General features: G+C 62.8%; 13 protein-coding genes and 1 pseudogene. 4 read left to right on the plus strand and 10 right to left on the minus strand.

Features of this window, described 5'->3' with window-relative positions; translation table 11 throughout:
- Positions 1-81: 81 nt before the first annotated feature.
- From VIF40_RS11905 to VIF40_RS11930, 6 genes are all read right to left on the minus strand, one after another.
- On the minus strand, positions 82-957 hold the full coding sequence (locus VIF40_RS11905) for a PepSY-associated TM helix domain-containing protein (protein WP_331937726.1): 876 nt from the start codon (positions 955-957) through the stop codon (positions 82-84).
- A 199-nt stretch (positions 958-1156) separates the two neighbouring features.
- Complete coding sequence (locus tag VIF40_RS11910; RefSeq protein ID WP_331937727.1) at positions 1157-3802, minus strand: TonB-dependent receptor; 2646 nt, start codon at positions 3800-3802, stop codon at positions 1157-1159.
- A gap of 178 nt (positions 3803-3980) precedes the next feature.
- Positions 3981-4937, minus strand: a complete 957-nt coding sequence (locus tag VIF40_RS11915) for a FecR family protein (RefSeq protein WP_331937728.1) — start codon at positions 4935-4937, stop codon at positions 3981-3983.
- A gap of 139 nt (positions 4938-5076) precedes the next feature.
- On the minus strand, positions 5077-5574 hold the full coding sequence (locus VIF40_RS11920) for an RNA polymerase sigma factor (RefSeq protein WP_331937729.1): 498 nt from the start codon (positions 5572-5574) through the stop codon (positions 5077-5079).
- A 1222-nt stretch (positions 5575-6796) separates the two neighbouring features.
- Positions 6797-8239 (minus strand): HAMP domain-containing sensor histidine kinase, encoded by a 1443-nt coding sequence (locus VIF40_RS11925; RefSeq protein WP_331937730.1) that lies wholly within the window; start codon positions 8237-8239, stop codon positions 6797-6799.
- Complete coding sequence (locus VIF40_RS11930; protein ID WP_331937731.1) at positions 8236-8913, minus strand: response regulator transcription factor; 678 nt, start codon at positions 8911-8913, stop codon at positions 8236-8238. Before VIF40_RS11930 ends, VIF40_RS11925 begins: the two co-directional genes overlap by 4 nt.
- Positions 8914-9649: 736 nt before the next feature.
- Between VIF40_RS11930 and VIF40_RS11935 the strand changes: the two genes are divergently transcribed.
- Both VIF40_RS11935 and VIF40_RS11940 read left to right on the plus strand, forming a co-directional pair.
- On the plus strand, positions 9650-11935 hold the full coding sequence (locus VIF40_RS11935) for a TonB-dependent siderophore receptor (RefSeq protein ID WP_331937732.1): 2286 nt from the start codon (positions 9650-9652) through the stop codon (positions 11933-11935).
- A gap of 136 nt (positions 11936-12071) precedes the next feature.
- Positions 12072-13280, plus strand: coding sequence for a PepSY-associated TM helix domain-containing protein (locus VIF40_RS11940; protein ID WP_331937733.1), 1209 nt, complete (start codon positions 12072-12074; stop codon positions 13278-13280).
- Between the two features lie 118 nt (positions 13281-13398).
- On the opposite strand, the gene VIF40_RS11945 is transcribed toward VIF40_RS11940, so the two are convergent.
- Both VIF40_RS11945 and VIF40_RS11950 read right to left on the minus strand, forming a co-directional pair.
- Positions 13399-13776, minus strand: a complete 378-nt coding sequence (locus VIF40_RS11945; protein WP_331937734.1) for a hypothetical protein — start codon at positions 13774-13776, stop codon at positions 13399-13401.
- 83 nt (positions 13777-13859) lie between these two features.
- Positions 13860-15530: a DUF6538 domain-containing protein gene (locus VIF40_RS11950; protein ID WP_331937735.1), complete on the minus strand. Its 1671-nt coding sequence runs from the start codon at positions 15528-15530 to the stop codon at positions 13860-13862.
- A gap of 485 nt (positions 15531-16015) precedes the next feature.
- Here VIF40_RS11950 and VIF40_RS11955 point away from each other — a divergent pair, with 485 nt between their 5' ends.
- Positions 16016-16417, plus strand: coding sequence for a hypothetical protein (locus VIF40_RS11955; protein ID WP_331937736.1), 402 nt, complete (start codon positions 16016-16018; stop codon positions 16415-16417).
- Between the two features lie 76 nt (positions 16418-16493).
- A complete protein-coding gene (locus tag VIF40_RS11960) occupies positions 16494-17348 on the plus strand; it encodes a hypothetical protein (protein ID WP_331937737.1) in 855 nt (284 codons plus the stop codon).
- A gap of 181 nt (positions 17349-17529) precedes the next feature.
- Here the strand turns inward: VIF40_RS11960 and VIF40_RS11965 are convergent, their stop codons facing one another.
- Entirely contained in the window at positions 17530-18033 is a 504-nt protein-coding gene (locus VIF40_RS11965) for a hypothetical protein (RefSeq protein WP_331937738.1), read from the minus strand.
- Positions 18030-18150 (minus strand): annotated as a pseudogene (locus VIF40_RS11970) (IS630 family transposase); the annotation flags it as partial. The gene VIF40_RS11965 and the pseudogene VIF40_RS11970, both read right to left, overlap by 4 nt.

The following is an 18150-nucleotide window of genomic DNA, read 5'->3' on the forward strand; positions in this document are numbered from 1 at the left end:
CCGCAACCGCTCCCGAAGCTGGTCTTCGATCGTCATCGGCGTCGCTCCTCAAAAGCACGACGCCATCCCTCCGATCAGAGGTCAACTGCCCAGCCCCCGCCGTCCACAGCCGATCGGTGTGGCACGGCCGCACCGCTTACAGTCGAGCGCCGGCTGCTCCTTGACCGGTCGTCGCATATGTTCGACCAGCTTCTCCCCCATGTGGGAGTGATGCTCGAACAGCTTCGGCATCACCCAGTTGTAGACGGAGGGCATGTTGAACCCCACGCTCGACCAGGCGAAGACGAACAGCATCGGCCACAGCCACAGGCCGCTGGCGCGGTGCAGATCGAAATTGAGGCGGTAGAATCCGCCCTTGCGCTTGATCAGCCAGGCCGGCCTCCACTTGCGCCAGAAGCCGGAGAGCGAGACGGGCAGGGTGAGATAGAAGCCGACGAAGCAGTCGATCGTCCAGGCCACCGCGACGACGCCGAGGATTGTCCTGCCGGTCGCGCCCAACGCCAGCTGATCGTGAAGCTTGTAAATGAAGGGCATCAAATTGACGAGCCCTTCGGAGAGATCGGCGGTCGTGCGCCGCCCGAGCTCGGCGCCGGTCCAGGGATCGACGTAGAATTCGGTGAAGCCCAGCTCATAGGGCTTGCCCGTCGCCGGGTTCGTCTCCGCACGGAAGAAGATCGTCACCTGATCCGGCGGCATCTTCACAGGGATGGCGCGGGCGCCGAGGGTCACGCTGGCGACATGCGCATGCGGGACGAGGCCGTCCGCCCGTTCGGCGAGCGTCGCCAGATCGAGCTGCGTCTGGCCGGGATGCGGCTCGGCGAAGAGCTGGGGCGCGAAGACATGCTCCAGCTCATTGTTGAAGGCCAGCAGGCTACCGGTGAGGCCGACTATGACGAGGAAGACCGTCATCAGCAGACCGACCCAGCGGTGAAGGAAGACGAAGACGTTGCGGATCATGGGCGACCTCGATGCAATCGGGTGAAGGAGCGCGCAACCCATCCCTCGGATGCTGAGGAGGCTCCGCGGGAGCCGTCTCGAAGCACGAGGAGGAGTTCCAGACGGCGCCGCGGAAGATTTCCTCGTCCTTGGAGACGCCGCTTCGCGGCTCCTCAGGACGAGGAAATCTTCACCCGATCCCCGTGAACTCGAACATCCCTCAAAATTCGAATTTCAGCGAACCCATGATGTTGAAGGGCGATCCTGGGTCCAGCGCGGAGTTGGTGACATTGTATGTCGGGCTTGGCTTGCCGGTCACCCAGCCGGCCGTGTAATAGTTGCGATCGAAAATATTGTTGGCGTTGACCTGCGCCGTCGTCTTCACCCCATCGAGATCGAATGTGTAGGACGCCATCAGATCGACTGTGCCATAGGACGGAAGCAGAGGCGCATTGGGGTAAGTGCCCGAAGCGTCATAGATCGGCATCGAGCCCCGATAGGTGTAGCCGGCGCCGATTGTCATCCCCTTCAGCCATTCGTCCTGGAATTCATAGGTCGTCCACAATCTCGCGAGATTGCGCGCCACATTGGGGTAGCGCTGACCGGGCGTCAGCCGGGCGAGACCTGATTCGCCGTTAGCGCCGAAGCCGTTCGTGTTGGCGTTATTGGGGGCCGAGGCGATGCGGACGTCCTGATTGGTATAAGCGACGATCACATCCCATCCCGGCGCCAGGCGGCCCTTCACGTCGACCTCGACGCCTTCGCTGCGCGCCGCGCCGATGAGAAGGGAACAGCCGCCGGTGGTGGAGGTGCCACAAATATGGGTCGGGTCCGGATCGGCAATCGGAAGATTGGTCTTGAGCAGATAGTAGTAATCGGCATTGGCGCGCAGCATTCCGTCGAACAGCTCGAACTTCGCTCCCGCCTCCCAGCTCATTGCGTTTTGCGCCGGGGCGAGGGTGTTCGGATAGATCAGCGCGGTGTTCGCGGCGAATCCTTCCGTGTAATTGCCGTAGAGGCTCACCCATTCCCGCGGACGCCAGAGCAGGCCGTAGCGCGGCGTCACGCGGGCCTGGTGCGCCGGCACGCCGTTGTCCCTCATTGGCCCGGGCAAAAACCCGATGGATCCGTTGGAAGAGGTGTTCCAATTGAAAACATACTGATACCGCGCCCCGGCCATTACGTGGACATTGTAGGGCAGCTCAAGCTGCTCCTGCACATAGAGGCCCGCCGTGTCCTGCCGATTGTAGAGGGCGGTTATGTTGGCCAACCCTCCCGTAACCGGAATGCCGGGATAGATCGGATAGAGCTCGCTGACAGCTCGATAGCCCCAGGGAGTGACTTTTTGTGTGCTCGCATAGGTCAGCCGATAGTAGTCACCGCCGAGCAGCAGAGTATTCTTGGTTCCCAGCAAATCGAAATGGCCGACGAGATCCTGGTTCGTTGTCCAGGACGAATTCAGCGTTCTATACTCCCTTCCGTTCGTCGACACCGTCAGCCCAGGGCCCGGCGTCTGCGCGGAGCCCACGACAGGGCCTGCCAATGAGCTGTTCGAGCTGGAGAAGGCGACGCGCGATCTGAGCATCCAGTCCGCGTCGAATTTATGTTCGCCCGTCATTGCCGCATTGAATGTCGACTGAAGAACCGGCAGATAGTCATTGAAGTTCGTACTGCGCGAAATAGGCAGGAAGCTTCCGTTGATCATCGGAACGAGATGTGCGTATTGGGAGACCAGATTGTTGCTGTAGCTCGTTTCGAGCTTCAGCCAATTGTCATTGTCGATCTGCCATTTGACGACCGGCGCGACGAAAAAATTGCGGCCGTGCGTTCGGTCCATGAAATAGCCTTTGGGCGCGCCATTGTCGTCATAGGACATGTCGACCCGATACAGCACAGACTTATCGGCGGTAACCGGGCCCGTGGCGGCGAGGCTGGTGCGATAGCGCGCCAGCGATCCGATTTGCTGCTGAACTGTGTAATGAGGCGTGTCGAGCGGGCCCCTGGTGGTGATGTTGATAATGCCGCCGGGCTGGGACAGGCCGTAGAGGATCGCGGCCGGCCCCTTCAGCACCTCGATGCTGCTGATGTTGGCGAATTGTTGGGCGGCGACGAGATCCAACCCCAGATTGTACCCGTTCGACCCGTTGACGCGAAACCCGTCCTGGTAAAATTCCCTGGTCTGGAAGCCGCGCACATAAATGCCGGACGTCGTCGTAGATAATTGGCCCGTTGCAATGCCGCCGGGGACGGTGACGCCGCTGACATTCCGCAAGGCCTCCCCCAACGACGTCGCCTGCTGATCCTCGATCGCCTTCTGCGTGATCTCCTGCACGTTGACCGGCGTGTTCATCACCGGCACATCGGTCTTCGTCCCCGTCGAAATCACCGGCGTGACATAGGAATTCTGCGGCGTCAGCGCCTTGCCGCCCTCGCCGCCCGGCTCGCCCGTCGCCGGCCGCTCCGCGCCGATGTCGATCGCGGGCAAAGCCTCAGCTCCGGAGTCGTTGCGCACGCCATTGTCCGCCTGCGCCAAAACGATGGAGACTCCGCCGTCCACATCGGCGAAACGATAGGTGAAGCCCGTGCCGCTGAGCAGGCGGTCGAGCCCTTCGCGCAAGGAATGGCTTCCGACGAGGCCCGGCGATCGCAGATGGCGCGTCGTGCGGGCGTCGTATAGCAGATGCAGATGATTCTTCTCCGCGAAGGCCGTGAGCGCTCCGGCCATAGAGCCGGCGGGAATCGCATAGGTCGCGATCGTGTCCGAGACAATGTCCTGCGGCGGGAGCGCCGCCTCGGCCGGAGTGGACGTCGCCCCCGATCCGAGCGCGAAGGCGCTCATCGCCGTCGCCGCCAGAATCGATCCCATGTTGCCGCCCTCACGATATGCCTTCGACCGCGCCGCGCCTCGTCCCATCGCCTGCTCCTCCGCCTTTTGTCGTTCGGGAGCGCGAGCGCTCCTAAAAGACTCCACGGGGAGGTCGGAAAATCGGAACCTCGATTTGCGAGAAAATTTAAAAAAATACCTGGGGCCATGCCGGCCCCGCTCATTCGTAGAGGACGATCAGATAATCGGTGAGGCGAACCGCGCGCAGGCCGAGAAATGTCTCGATCTCACGCAGGGCCCGCGAAGGGTCGTCGGCGGAGAAGACGGCCGTCACCGGCCGTGCGCAGACCGCCGCGGAAAGGCAATAGACGAGGCCGCGGCGATAACGGCCGAGCGCCGCCAGGACTTCGCCGAGGGGCCGGTCCTCGAAGATCAGGCCGCCCCACCGCCATGCCGCGAGGCTGTGAGGCGCGTCGACGGGAGCCGCGGGCGGCGACTGCGCGCCGAAGATCGTCTGCCGGCCCTCCGGGACCACGACGCTGCCGCCGGCGCTCGCGACGCGGACCGAATGCTCGCCGACGGCGACGCGAACGCCGCTGCCGACATCCACCTCGAAGGCCGTGCCGAGCGCGGTGACGGTCCCACCCCCGGCCTCGACCACGAACGGCCGCGACGCGTCCTTCGCCACAGCGAACCAGGCTTCCCCGCGCAGCAGCGCCACCCGTCGCCGATCGGCGTCGAAGCGAACGGCGATCGCCGAGCGCGCGTCGAGCGTGACATCGGAGCCATCGTCGAGCGTCACGGTCTTGAGCTCGCCTTTTCCTGTCGAAAAATCCGACCTCAGCAGGAGCAGCGCCGGATCGAACGCGAAATATAAGGCGAGGCCGGCGGCTGCGGCGAGCGCGGCGCCGGCCGCGCGGCGTCCGCGATGCGCCGCCGCCGCGGGACGGACTGCCTCGGGACGGCCTGCGCGGCTTCGGCCGCGTCGAACCCGCCTCACGCGCGCATAGGTCCGCTCGATATCGGCATAAGCCGCCGCATTCGCGGTATCGGCGGCGAGCCAGGCGTCAAATTCGGCGCGCTCCTCGCGCGAGAAGCCCGCCCTCGAGATCACCCACCATTCGATGGCCGCTTCCCGCGCGGTCGGCGCGGGCGAGGGATCGCTGTCTTCTGTCATAGAGACGCCCATTGGACCTGCCCGGTCTCGCGCCGGATGGCTCCGGCGACGGGCCGGCGCACTCCGGTCCGATATATCCTACGACGGAGCCGGGCCGAAAACGGAACCTCTCGGGCGAAAAGATTCATCGCCGCCCCCGTCAATCGAGCGCTGCGCGGCAGACGCGCATCGCATGGGCGAGATGCTTTCGTACCATTCGATCGGAGACGCCGAGCCGAGCCGCGATCTCGCCGACGCTCATATCCTCCATGCTCAGCTCGAACACCTCCCGGCACCGCGGCGGAAGCAAGTCGACGGCGGCGTCGAGCAGGCGGGATTGTCGCTCATATTCCAGACGGTCCTCGGGCGTCGCCTCCTCCGACGGGGCGTCGTCCAGAAGCTCCCTCGGGCGAAGATGGGCGATTTCCGTCCTGCGCTTGCGCATGAAGTCGCGGACGAGGTTGAGCGCGATCTTCTGCAAAAGCGCGGGCGGATCGGCGATGGCCTCGAGCTGGTCGCGCCGCAGGACGCGAACGAAGGCGTCGTGCAGGAGGTCGGGAGCGGCCTCGCGTCCGACCTTGCGCGTGAAATAGCGAAGCATCGCGCGATGATTGCGCTCGAAAAGATCGCGAATGAGCGACTTCTTGTCGTCGAACATCGGTGGCTCCGGTCGGAGCGGTGGAGATTCGGGTCGGCGCGGCCGCCCAACTCGGGCGGAGCATTCATGCGCGGACGACGGATGGCTGGATGGAGATTATGAAAGGCTTGGAGGCGCGCGCTGCGACCACGAGCTGATCCAGCCGAGCGGCGATATCGTTTCCACGCGCTGGAACGGGTCGAAGCGAATGACGTCGCGGGGTGGCGAGACCTCGAAGCCTTTGGGCAGGACCGACAAATGCGCCGCCGAGCCGTCGATTTGAAAGGCCCGACAGGGAATGCAACAGGAGCAAGGAGGCTGTGGCCCGGGCGAATGTCGATGGCCGTCCGCGTCTCCTGCGCAACGATCCATGCCCCCGGCGGAGACCTCGATGCCGCCAGAGTGGGAGGATGCGATGGCCGTCGTCAACCCTTGGAGGACCAAGGCCCACGCCAAGAGGCCCGCGATCAATAGGCGGGCAACCCCCTTCGGCCAGAGCGCGAACTTGTCCATTTTGCACACGGAACTCCCTGACGCTGCACAGAGTCAAGATCAGGGAATCGTCAGACGGGCGAAAGCACATTCCCTGTGGCGGAAACGCCACATGGCTCGAATAGCGACTCGTGGCCGTCTTTTTCGTCGGATTGAAGCCGAGAGCAGCGGTTTTTTCCCTGTCGATACACCGGGCGACCCAAAAGAGGGGCGATGGATAGAAGCGAGCCATGCGCGTCCCTTTGGTAGGCTCCGCGTAGACATGCTCCTTCATCATTGAGGGCGCGTCGCAGCGGAACGCTTTCACATTGGTCGGCAATGCTCGTTCCCGTCACAGGTCGACTTGCTCTGAAACGCTAAAGTTTTCGACCTCAATGCCGAGATAGCGGGCCGTGCTGTCCAATTTGGTATGCCCCGTGCTCGCATGCGGAGGGGAATGTCGGCTTTCGACGTAACCGGTCGTCGGCCCCGCGCGGGGGACGCGGCCGCTTCGGGTCACAGTTCCTTCTTCGCCGTCGGGAAGGGGGAACGGGCGCCATCAACGGTCATTCAACCTGGACTAACCTAAGGTCTCCTTTCCCTGGACTTCGCGGACGTTCGCTCCGCCCGATCGGCTGGACATAGATGGTCGAATCCCGCGGCCCGGCCGAAGGCCTCGCCGGTGCGCTCGGCTCCCCGATAAAAGACCGCAAGGTCGTTGCGCTATGGCGGCGACGCGCATCTGCGCGCGGTCTCGCCGCAATCTGCGATTTCATGTGCGATCGGATACGGTCGGGCGCAGTCTTGCAGGGGCCTTCGCGTTCGAAAGCGGCGCGCCGAACACCCCGCTTCGAAACGATATTTTGAAGGTGGCGCCGCCGCCCGATGTTTCCTCGACCCAGATCCGCCCGTCGAGCTTATCCATCAATTCTCTGGCGACGGCGAGGCCCAATCCGGCGCCGCGCGTCACGCTATTCTTGCGCCAAAATGGCTCGAAGACGGCGTCCCGATCTTCTGGGTCGACGCCATCTCCATGGTCGCTGACCTCGATTCGCGCGTCTCGATGAACGCGCACCTGCACCGTCCCGCCTTTTGGCTCGGCGCGCACGGCGTTTTCGATCAAATTCGTGAGGATGCTCTCCACCGCCCACCGATCTGCGCGCGCGATGATCGGCGAGGGCGGCTGCTCCAATTCGATATTGCGGCCGTTCTCGATCGCCAAGGGCATGTAGTTCAGGATCACAGACAGCGCGACGTTCCCGAGGTCCGTCTCGCACTCGACGCTGTCCCTCTGGTTGTCGACATGTGCCATGCTCAGCAATTGTTCGACGATCGTGCGAATGCGACGGGCGTCTCTCTTTACGTCTCGCCTGAACGTCGCATCGTCGGGATTGGCGAGATGCGCGCACAATATCGTGATCGGCGTGCGCAGCTCATGCGCCGCATTGGCGAGAAAGCGACGCTGCCGGGCGACGCCTTCGTCGACGCGCGCGAGCGCATGGTTTACCGCCTCGACGAAAGGCGCGATCTCGGAAGGAAGGTCCGCGGATGGAATGCGCTCCTTCAACGAATTCACGTCTATGACCGCCGCCGCGCCCGCCGCCGCGCGCAAGGGCGCCAAGCCGCGCCGGACGACGACGAAAGCGATGAGGGTCAAGACGCCGCAGAAGGGAAGATAGACAAAAAAATTGCGGATCGTCAGCGTATAGGACAAATTATAGAATAGATCCTCCGGTCGGAAATAGGCGCCGTAGAGAACGAATCTTATATCGCCGATCGCCGTGCCGATCGTGCGCACCCATCCGCGGGCGTTCGGATTGGGATCATTGGCCATATGGAACGAAATGGTGAGCATGTCGACGCGCGTCGATGGCGCGAAGGCGGTCGCCAATTCCTCGGACGAACCCGGCAGCACGGCGCCGGCGCCGACGTCGATCGCCGCAAATCGAAATTCCGGATTGCGTCGCATATAGCCCCGCAATTCAGCGGTCTGCTCGATGAATTTGTGGCCGTCCGGCGCCTCCCGCAATGCCGCCTGGACGACATAGCGCGCGCGCTTCGTCGTCCAGCTCTCGAGATTTTCGTCACGAAACTCGCCGAGCCCGAGCGCTGCGATCGAGATACGGATTGCGACGGGCAAGACGAAAAAAGCGAGGGCCGAACCGACGATCCAATAGACGATCAAGCGCGACGACAACGAGCGCGGCGGCCTCATGCGCGCGCCGCCGCGATCATATAGCCAACGCCGCGCGCGGCGTGAATCTTCACGCCGGCGTCGAGCTCTTCCAAGCGCCGGCGCAGGCGCATGACGAGAATGTTGAGAGCGCTCGGCTGGACGTCCTCGTCGGGGCCGTAGATTTCGTCGAGCAACGCCTGACGCGACACCATGCGCTCGGCGTGGCGCAGCAGCGCCTCCAACAGCATCAATTCTCGCCCGTGCAGAATGACGGACCTGCCGTGCACGGCTACGTCACGAATCTTCGGATCGAAGGACACGCCCCCGACGACGATCGCCGGAAGCGGATCGCCGCCGTGGCGACGCAAGGCGGCACGGATACGCGCCAGCAATTCGTCGAAATCGAAAGGCTTGGTCAGATAGTCGTCGGCCCCGGCGTCGAGACCGGCGACGATCTCCTCGGTCCGACCGCAGGCGGTCAGCACGAGAACCTGCACGCCCGGCCGCATTCGTCGTATCTCCGGAGTCAGCTCTATTCCGTCGCCGTCCGGCAGCCGCCGATCCAGGACCACCATCGCATAGGGAGTTTCCTTCAGCGCCCGGCGGGCGTCGTCGAGGCTGGACGCGGAATCGGCGACGAAGCCGGAACGGGCGAGCTCGCGGGAGATCGAACGCGCCAGCTCGTCCTCGTCTTCCACCAAAAGAATTCGCATGTGATCTCCCGCCGAGGGCCGACGTTCTCCCGAGCGCGACTTCGAGGGTTGCGACGGAGCGCGCGGCTCTGCCTCGACAATCCGTCGACGGCGGCTGTGGCAAAAATACGACATGCGCGAAAAATGGCGTGTTTTCGGGGCTTTGGAATCGCCATGTAATTTTTTAGGCTCGGTAAGACGCTAAGCTTCGTATCGAGTGATGCGCCTCCGCGAGGCGCCGGGTGGTTCGATCGCCAGGGGATGGACTTCGATGAGGCTCGGGACGAGGGGAAACCGATCGGCGCGCGCCGTCGCGATCCTCGCCGCCTGCCTCTTGCTGCTGCGGGCCCTCGGCGCATTCGGCGTCCTTGGTCCGCCGGCCCGCCATGCGGCCGAAGGCACCGCCGCTGCTTCGGTCTCCGCCGCCGCCTGTTCCGCGAGGGGCGTCGCGACGCACGATTCCTCCGGATCGGGCCGTCATATTTGCCGAGACTGCGGCGACTGCCTCGCTCGGACACATGCGCAGACGTTCGACCGACCGAGCGTCCCGTCGGCTGCCGCCTTCCTCTCCTTTGCGCCGCAGACGCACCCGGCGCGGCCATGGGCGCTGCGCTCCGTCGCATCCTCCTGCGGCTGGACGACATCCTGGTCCTCGCGCGCGCCGCCGCTTTTCTCCTGACCGATCGAACACGGCCACTCGGCCGCATCCTTCTCTCTCGGTGCGGACGGCAGGGATGCCGTCCATGGAGAAATCAGCATGTCTCACTCGGTTTTGTCGCGCGGCGTCGGCGCCGGCGCGCTCACACTCGCGCTCTGTTTCTCGGCTTCGGCGCAAGAGGCGCTGCCGACCATCGATATCAGCGCGCAAGCGCCTTCTGCGGCCCCCGCGACCACCAATAAGGCGCGTGAAAAAGCCGAATCCGCCGCCTACGCCCGCACGACGGCGACAGCGGCGACCAAGGCCAATTCACCCATCCTCGACACGCCACGCGCCGTGGCAGTGGTGCCAAAGCAGGTGCTCGAGGACAATCAAGTCCTCAACACGCAAGATGCGGTCAGATTTGTGTCCGGCGTGCAGCAGGGGCTGGGCGTCTATTACGACGCCTACATCATTCGTGGAGTTTCTTCCGGCTCGAACACCTATCGCAACGGACTCAAACTGTTCAGCGTGGTCGGTTCGGAGGATGTGTCGTTCGTCGACCGCGTGGAGATCGTCAAGGGACCCGCCGCGATGCTCTATGGGCGCATTCAGCCCGGCGGCCTCGTCAATTTCGTGACCAAGCGGCCGCAGGACGAGGCCGAATACAGCATTCAGGAACAATTCGGCAGCTGGGGGCTGTCGCGCACGTCGATTGATCTCACCGGGCCGGTGACGGCCGACAAATCCGTTCTATATCGCGTGATGGGGAGCTTCGATCGCGCCGATTCATGGGTGAATTTCGAGCATCATGACAAGGGCGCCTTCTCGGGTGAGGTCAGCTGGCGGCCATCGACGCAATTCGAGGCGAATGTCGGGCTCGAATATTATAATGACAGCGACGCCAACCGGGGCGGCTACGCAGGCATGATCCCGGTGATCGGGACGACTTACAAGGTTCCATGGCTCACTGGACGCCCAGCCTATCTGCCACGCAACTGGACGCAGAACGATCCGCAGAAATACAGCCAGTTGCCGGATGTAATCGAGCGTGAAACTGTCTCCGCCGACTGGACATATCGTTTCAACGATCAGTGGAAGATCACCAACCGGTTCATGTACAACCACAGCGACGAAAGTCAGAATTATCTGCTCGCCGCGCCCACCGCGCTCAACTATCAGACGGCCAATTTGTTGCGCCGGGTCAGCTGGAGCCGGGTCTATCGCGATACTTGGTCGATCAATCTGGACGTCGCTGGCGAGGTGAAAACCGGCCCCCTGAAACACAATCTGCTGTTTGGGTTTGACTATTTCGACTATCATCATCTCTATCTCGGCGATAATCCGGCCCCCAAGGCAGTGCCGGAAATCCCTGCGTTCAACATCTGGGCTCCGTCTTATGGCGGCGTCAATTGGTCTATCATCGAGGCCCAACAGGCATTCGCGAGCGGGAACAAGAGCCGCAACAAATCGCTCGACGTGGGCTATTATGTTCAGGACGACATATCCTACGACGACTTCATTCACTTTCTGATCGGCGGACGCTACGACGTCGCCTTCGACGCCAACTCGGAACTCGCGTTTGCGACCGTCGGCGGAAGTCCGTGCTATCCGCTCTGCGATGGTCACTATAATCCGCCGTGGAAGGGCAATCCGACCTATCGCAAGATTTCGCCGAATGGCGGACTCTTGTTCAAGCTGACCCCGGAATATTCGATCTATGCGAGCTATTCGGAATCCTTCGGCAACTCCAACGCCACGGCGCGCAGCGCCAGCGGCGCGCCGTTCAAGCCGCAGGAGGGGCAGCAGTTCGAGGTCGGCGCAAAAGCGAGTATCCTGGACGGCAAGGTCACGGCTTCGATCGCCGCTTTCGACCTCTATCTGACCAATGTGCTGACCGCCGATCCGGTCAATTCCGGATATTCCATCGCGGCCGGCAAAGTGCGCAGCCGCGGCGTCGAATTGGACGTCGCCGGGCAGGTCACGGATAATATCAGCCTCATCGCCAGCTACACCTATGACGATGCGATGGTCGTGAAAGACAACACAACCGGAACGGGCGCGATTCTGGGCAAACGTCAGCCCGGCGTTCCACGTCACGCCGGAAATTTCTGGGCCAAATACGACACCGCTCCCGGGCAGAAGGAGGGATGGAGCTTCGGCTTCGGCGCTTTCGCCAATGGCCTGCGCGAAGCGACCGCGACCAATGCTTTCGCGCTTCCCGGCTATGTGCGCTTCGACACGATGATCGGCTATCGAACCCTCGTCCTCGGCCAGGCCGTCGAAGCCCAGCTCAATGTGATCAATCTCGCCGACGCCAAATATTTCGACACCACCGTCAACAGCCAATACGCCGTCTACGGCCAGCCGCGCACCTTCATCGGATCGATCAAAGTCAAGTTCTGAGCAGGATGTTCAAAAAGGAGCGGGCCCCGGCCTTTCGCCGAAATCCCGCTCTTCGAAAGAGTCGGAACGAGCATTCGTCGGCCGAACGACGAATGCTCGCTCTCAGATTTTCCGTCTCGAGAACCAAGGACCGACCATGCGCGCTTTCTGGGTTTGGCTGCATCGCTGGACCGGGCTGGCGATGACAGGCTTCCTCGTCGTCGTCGGACTGACCGGCAGCATTCTGGCGTTCCACAATGAGCTCGATCGGCTGGCGACGCCATGGCTCTACGCCACGCCGCGGGACGCGCCGCGTCTCGACTTCGAGGCGCTCGCCGAAAAGGCCGAGGCGCTCGTTCCGCAGGGACGAGTGCGTAATATCGGCTATCGCTTTCCCGAGCAGGTCATCGTCGGCATGACGCCGCGCAAGGATCCTGTGACGGGAAAGCCCTATGAGCTCGGCTTTCGTCAGCTGTTTCTCGATCCCTGGACCGGCGACGAACTCGGAAGGCGCACGCCCGGCGACCTCTCACAAGGTCGCATCAATCTGATGACCTTCATCTATCTGCTGCATGACGCGCTGATGCTCGGCCCGACTGGGATCACCATTCTCGGCGTCGTCGCGCTCGTCTGGACGCTCGATTGCTTCGTCGGCTTCTATCTGACGCTGCCGGTCGCGCGCGGCGCCTTCTGGAGTCGCTGGAAGCCTGCGTGGCTGATCAAATGGCGCGCCAGCGCCTATCGCGTCAATTTCGATCTCCATCGCGCCAGCGGGCTGTGGCTGTGGCCCGTGCTGCTCGTCTTCGCCTGGTCGAGCGTGATGTTCGACTGGCGTTCGCTCTATGACGGAGTCATGCACGCATTCTTCCAATATGAGGCGCCCCGAGCCGTGATCGACGCGCTGCCGGAGCGCCGGACCCCGAACCCCCGCCTCGACTGGCGCGCCGCCGAGGCAACGGGCGAGGCGCTGATGGCGAAAGAGGCGGCGGAGCGCGGCTTCACCGTCACGCAGGCGCGCGCGATGACCTATTTGATCGATAAGGGCGTCTATATTCTGTCTTTCCGCAGCAGCCTCGACGTGGACGCCATCCACGGCGGCAATTGCTCGGTCTATTTCGACGCTGACACCGGCGCGCTGCTGCGAGTTATGCTCCCGACCGGCCAATACGCAGGCAACACGATCACCAGCTGGCTCTACGCCCTGCATATGGGCGGCGTCTTCGGCCTGCCTTATCGCATTTTCGTCTGCGTTCTCGGCTTGCTCATCGCTATGCTGTCAGGCACAGGCGTGTATATCTGGCTGAAGAAGCGGCGCGCGCGACGACTCCATTCACGACGCCAGGCGATCCACGTCTTTGTGGAGTGAAGCGCCCGCGCTCATCGGCGATCTCACGTCGATCGCGCGCGCTTTCACTCCGAAATGCGAATGTCCGCTATCGGCGCGATCGGACATGGGCATTTGGGAGGGGCGGGTCTCCTTCGGGTCACGAGCGGTCCGGTGCTCCCTTCGTCTTTCTCATCCGCCTACGTCCCGGACCCGCGCCATCCGTCCCCCTCCGCTTCCGCGAGAACGGCGGCGGCAGCTTGTCCTGCACCCAGGGCAGCAGGCGGATCGGGTGAGGCTGTAGATGCGCCGTCACGATCGGAATCTTCATGATGCTCGGCAGCATGTCGGCGAGCGCGATTGCGTCGCAGTAGATTTCCTCGGTCGGGGTGGCGCCCGAATGCCCCATGATGTCGCTCCGAATCTCGCTATGAATCCCCGTCTGCTTCAATGAATTGCCGAAAGATTTACGCATCGAATGGATGACCTTCTTGCGCCCCTTGGCGTCGGGAATGGCTTGGTGCAGCCCGTCGATCATCTCGGCATAGAGCCGATCGCCCAGAGGTGACGAGGATGTCGGCGATTTGAGATCAGGGAAGACCATCTCATAGCCGAGTGCTCTCACGGCGACATAATCGAGAAAGCCGAGGCGGTGAGCTCCGGGTGCAGGACGACCGAGCGCTCGGAATACAGATTTTTGATGCGCCGAATTTCGTTCGTTCTGATCTTTATATAGTGGAGGCGTTGTAACTTGCCGTCGATCACCGTGTCGACGTAGGCCACGTCGCGGACGGAGAGGCCGCAGATCTCCTCGCGCCGCGCTCCGGTGTAGTGGAGCATGAGCGTCGCGAAATACAGCGCGCGGTGGAAGACGTGCGGGCCTGAGATCAAGATCTCGTCGTCTTTCCAACCGGCGCAGCCGATAAAGAAGGCGAGGCGGAAGATGGCGCCGGCGTCGGCTTCGGTCAGGAGTCCACGCTTCGTGCGCCCGCGTTCCGTGGACTTGCGACGCATCAGCGTCATGTCGATGTCCCGGTCGAGCTTGTGGCCGCGGCTTCGAATATGGGCGAGGACTTGGCCCAGAAATGAAAAATGCCGATTGACGGTTCCGGCGACCAAGCCGCGCTCCGATGGCGGCTTGGCCGCGCCGATCGCGCGAAGCTGGTCGAGCGTCCTGTGATTGTCTCGCGGGCTGCGGCCGTAGCTCTTGGCGACAGCGCCGAAGAGGTCGTCGAGATCGCCCAGGTGCTTCTGGTGGATGTCTTCGAACTCGACGACGCCCTGCTCGAGGAGGAGCCTCGCGAAAAGCCGCGAAATCTGACGCACCTGACGCTGGGATTTCGTGTCCCAGGCCTTGGCGTCCGCATTCTTCTGGATGATCCCCTCGGCGAGCACGACGAATGGATGCTCGTCGAGCGTCAACGGCTTCGTTCTCGCCGCCTTGGCGGGACTCGGCGTGGGCGCGGGGTCGGCAGACGGCGGCGCATGTTCGTTTCGGGCGCCTTCGACGGTCGCGGTCGCTTCTCGAGGGACGACAATCGGGGATGAGGCGAGGGGCGCAACGACGAGCCTCGTCTCGGCGTGATCGACCGAGTCGCGGGGCGCCTTGGCGTGATCCTTCAGAATGTCGGCGATGGTCTTCTCGATCTCGACGCGCACGCCGTCATGCCGGCGCTCAGACTGAAAATTCGCCTCGGCGAAGGCCCGGTAGACCGTCTCCTGCGCGAGCGCGAGATTCATCGGATTGGGCTCGCCGCCGACCTCCTCGACGAGCGTCGCGAGCCGCTCCTGCTTTTCGGCGGAGACGTTTTGGCGCTGCATGAGATCGAGCATGAAGGCGATCTCGGCGATCTCGTCCGGCCTCATGCCCTGCGCCGCCATTTGCGCGGCGGAGCGCTCGTCGACGGCCGCGGCGCGCCCGCGCGTCTCGAGCAGGCGATAGACGTGCCCCATCACGCGCTCGCTGCGGCGGCTCTTCTCGGGATCGAAATCGTTCTCCGTGCGTTCGCGCGCCGCCACGGCCTCGAGCTTGTCGAGGTGCTGCGTGAAGACGATGCGGAACACCTTCTGAATTTGCTGCTGTGAGAGGCGACTGGTCATGGCGGCCGGAAAGAAACAACGATCGGCGAGCGCGGAAATCTGGCCGGCGAGGAAGCGCGCTCTCCCGGGGTTGCTGGTACGCAGGCCGAGAATCAGGGTCGCAGAATTTCTCGATTCGGCAAGCGCCGATGGCAGTCGCCGCCGCCAATAATAGAACGCGCCGCGACGCATGACATGGGGTATGGCGGGCATGAAGGACTCCGTGGCATGCGGCCATGTGCCGCAAGGGACGTGGCGCTGAGCCCCAGCAAGATTCACATGATTTGCTGGGACAGGGGGAGTGCAGTCCTGTGAAGTGGGTTGGTCCATTGGTCGGCCGATTCCAGTTGCTATGGTGACGGCTGTTCGACGCAGGCGAGAAAGGCCACCGCGGCGATTGAATCAATTCATTCAGCCTTACGATGTCCCCCACGCGCGGCGTCTTTTTCGTCCCAAATTTCTTGTCGGTGCCGGCCTCCGCGTGCCCATAAGCCCATAGGCGTAGGCCATGTGATGAGCCGCGGTCGAGCGTGCTTTCCCATCGAACCAGTGGCATGTCGGCGACGCGCGCCCTCAAGTCCATCCCATAGGATCGAATTAAGTGGGGGACCTGTCGAGTGGCGTCTCGCCATATGTGAAGGCGCCGGCCACGGGAGGTCGGTGAACTAAAATCGACGGCAGCTTTAGTGGGTTACGCGATGAACGAGCTTCGTGACCGATTTCTGGAGGCGCTGCATTCTGTGTATGGCCCACGTCGGCTGTCCGTGGCGCTCGGTATCATTGCCGGTTTGATTTGGAGGGCCCGCATCGACGCGACTTGGCCCCAAATCGCCGCCGAGCTGTCTCTTGTGCTGGAAGCTGCTGGAGGGTCAGCGATCACTGCCGATACGTTACGAGGGATGATGGGGCGCAAGCGGCGTCGTGGAGGAGCCGCTATTCCGGGGACGGATTTCGACCCTACGCCGCGTGCTCCTAACGCGGGCTCCGCATCCCAGAACAATATCGAACCCACGTCGATGGTGCCGCCGTCGCTCGGCCGCATCGAAGAGCTGGCGTTGCGCCGTACGAGAATCCATGAATTCGGAGATGAATCGAATTAAGTGGGGAATGCGCTGACTTTCCTCGACGCATCTTGCCGCGACGCAGAATGAACTGCGCAACGGAAGGAGCGTTGTGATGAAGTTGGTCATCGTTGCTAATGAGAAAGGCGGATGCAGGAAAACCGCCGTGACTACCATGATCGCTGACGCCGCACTCGCGAGTGGGCAACCGGTGCAAATTTTTCAGGTTGATCGGCAGGGACGGTTGCCGGTCCTTTTTCCAGGCCTGGTCGCGACGATCGCGATGCCCAGCACGGAGACGTTGCGGCAAGACGATCTCGCAGATGCGGTAGCACTCGCGCCCTTGGACGACGCGTTGCGCGATTCCGCATCGAGGCTCGTCCTGGTGGAAATCGGGGCTAACCTCCCGTCCCGCGTCGCCGACTGCATCGCCGCGGCGGAAACGGGCACTTTTCTGGCTCAGTCAGGCACAGAAGTGACGATCGTCGTTCCGACGACGACCGACCCGGAAGCGATCACACTGGGATGCAGGACGCTCAGGCAGTTGCGCGAGGCATTTCCAGGAGCTCGGGCGCTGGTCTGCCTCTGCCAGGATGGCGCGTCCTGGGAGGAAATCACGAATTCGAAAGCACGGGAGGCTTACGACGAGCAACTGTCACCGCTCATTACGGCCGGAGAATTTTTCCGTTTGCCGCGGCTTTTGCCGCGGGCGCTGGCCGCACTGGATGCATCGGCCTTGACGCCGCTCGGATTCGCCCGCTTGTCTGACACCGATCTGCTCGCCGTCACACACCTTCCGGGAGCTGTCGCGCGTCACGTCCGCGGCGACATTGCGAAATATGTCTACGATGCGGTGGCCTCGCTACAAAAGGTGCTTCCTTTTCGCGACGCCTCGGAAGTTGGATCGGCTCCAGCGCGTCGGTCGAGATCGGCTCCAACTCGCAGAGGCGTTGACGACGGCGAGAAGTGACATGCTCGCGACAATGCTTCCGTGGTTCGTCGACGATGACCGCGCGGTCATCCTGGCGGAAATCATGCGGATACGGGAACGACGGATCGATCTGGCGGCCTGGCGAGAAGGTTATCGGCAGGGGAGGCAGCAAGGTCGACGCGAGGCGTGGCTTGCGCTCTTCGCTGGCGTGATGGGCCTATTAGCCAGGATCGTGGGTCGATCCCGGCGTCAATAGCCGCGGTATTTGCGGCAGTATCTGATCGTCAGCGGGCGCAAGTTCGCTGACGATTTTGCTCGGCAAAAGCTCCAGGCAAGCCGATAGTGCCGGGTCGTCGACGCCATTGAACCTATGCGCTATAGCGCGGAGACCGTATTGCGCGATGATCTCCGCTGCTCCTCTGTCAGAGGCCGGCCGGCGCCCACGACGTTCGAACTCCCCGATTGCCCGGGCCGCCTCGGCGAGGGGGCTCAGATATTGCAATGATCCCCACAGTGTTGTCAGCAGCACTGCGCTATGTCGGGCGAGTCGCACGATCTCGGCGTGTGTTGGCCTCACGGAGATATCATCGAGTTCGGGATTGGCCATCCGGTCGCTGTCGGCCTTTGGCAATCGAAGTGTTCCGAATGCCTCTTTGAACGTCGGAGGCGTTTTTGTTCCGATCTCGCGGCGAGTCGAACGCTTATACCAATCCTCATTGATCAAAACCCATGCGCCCAGTCGCGTAGCCCGATGGACATGATGCGCCAAGGCTGCTCGATGAGCTTGTTCCAGGCGGCGCAACAATGATCGACGATATCGTCATAGGATTTGAAAACGCGG

The sequence above is a fragment of the Methylosinus sp. genome (assembly GCF_036560965.1).
GTDB lineage: Bacteria > Pseudomonadota > Alphaproteobacteria > Rhizobiales > Beijerinckiaceae > Methylosinus.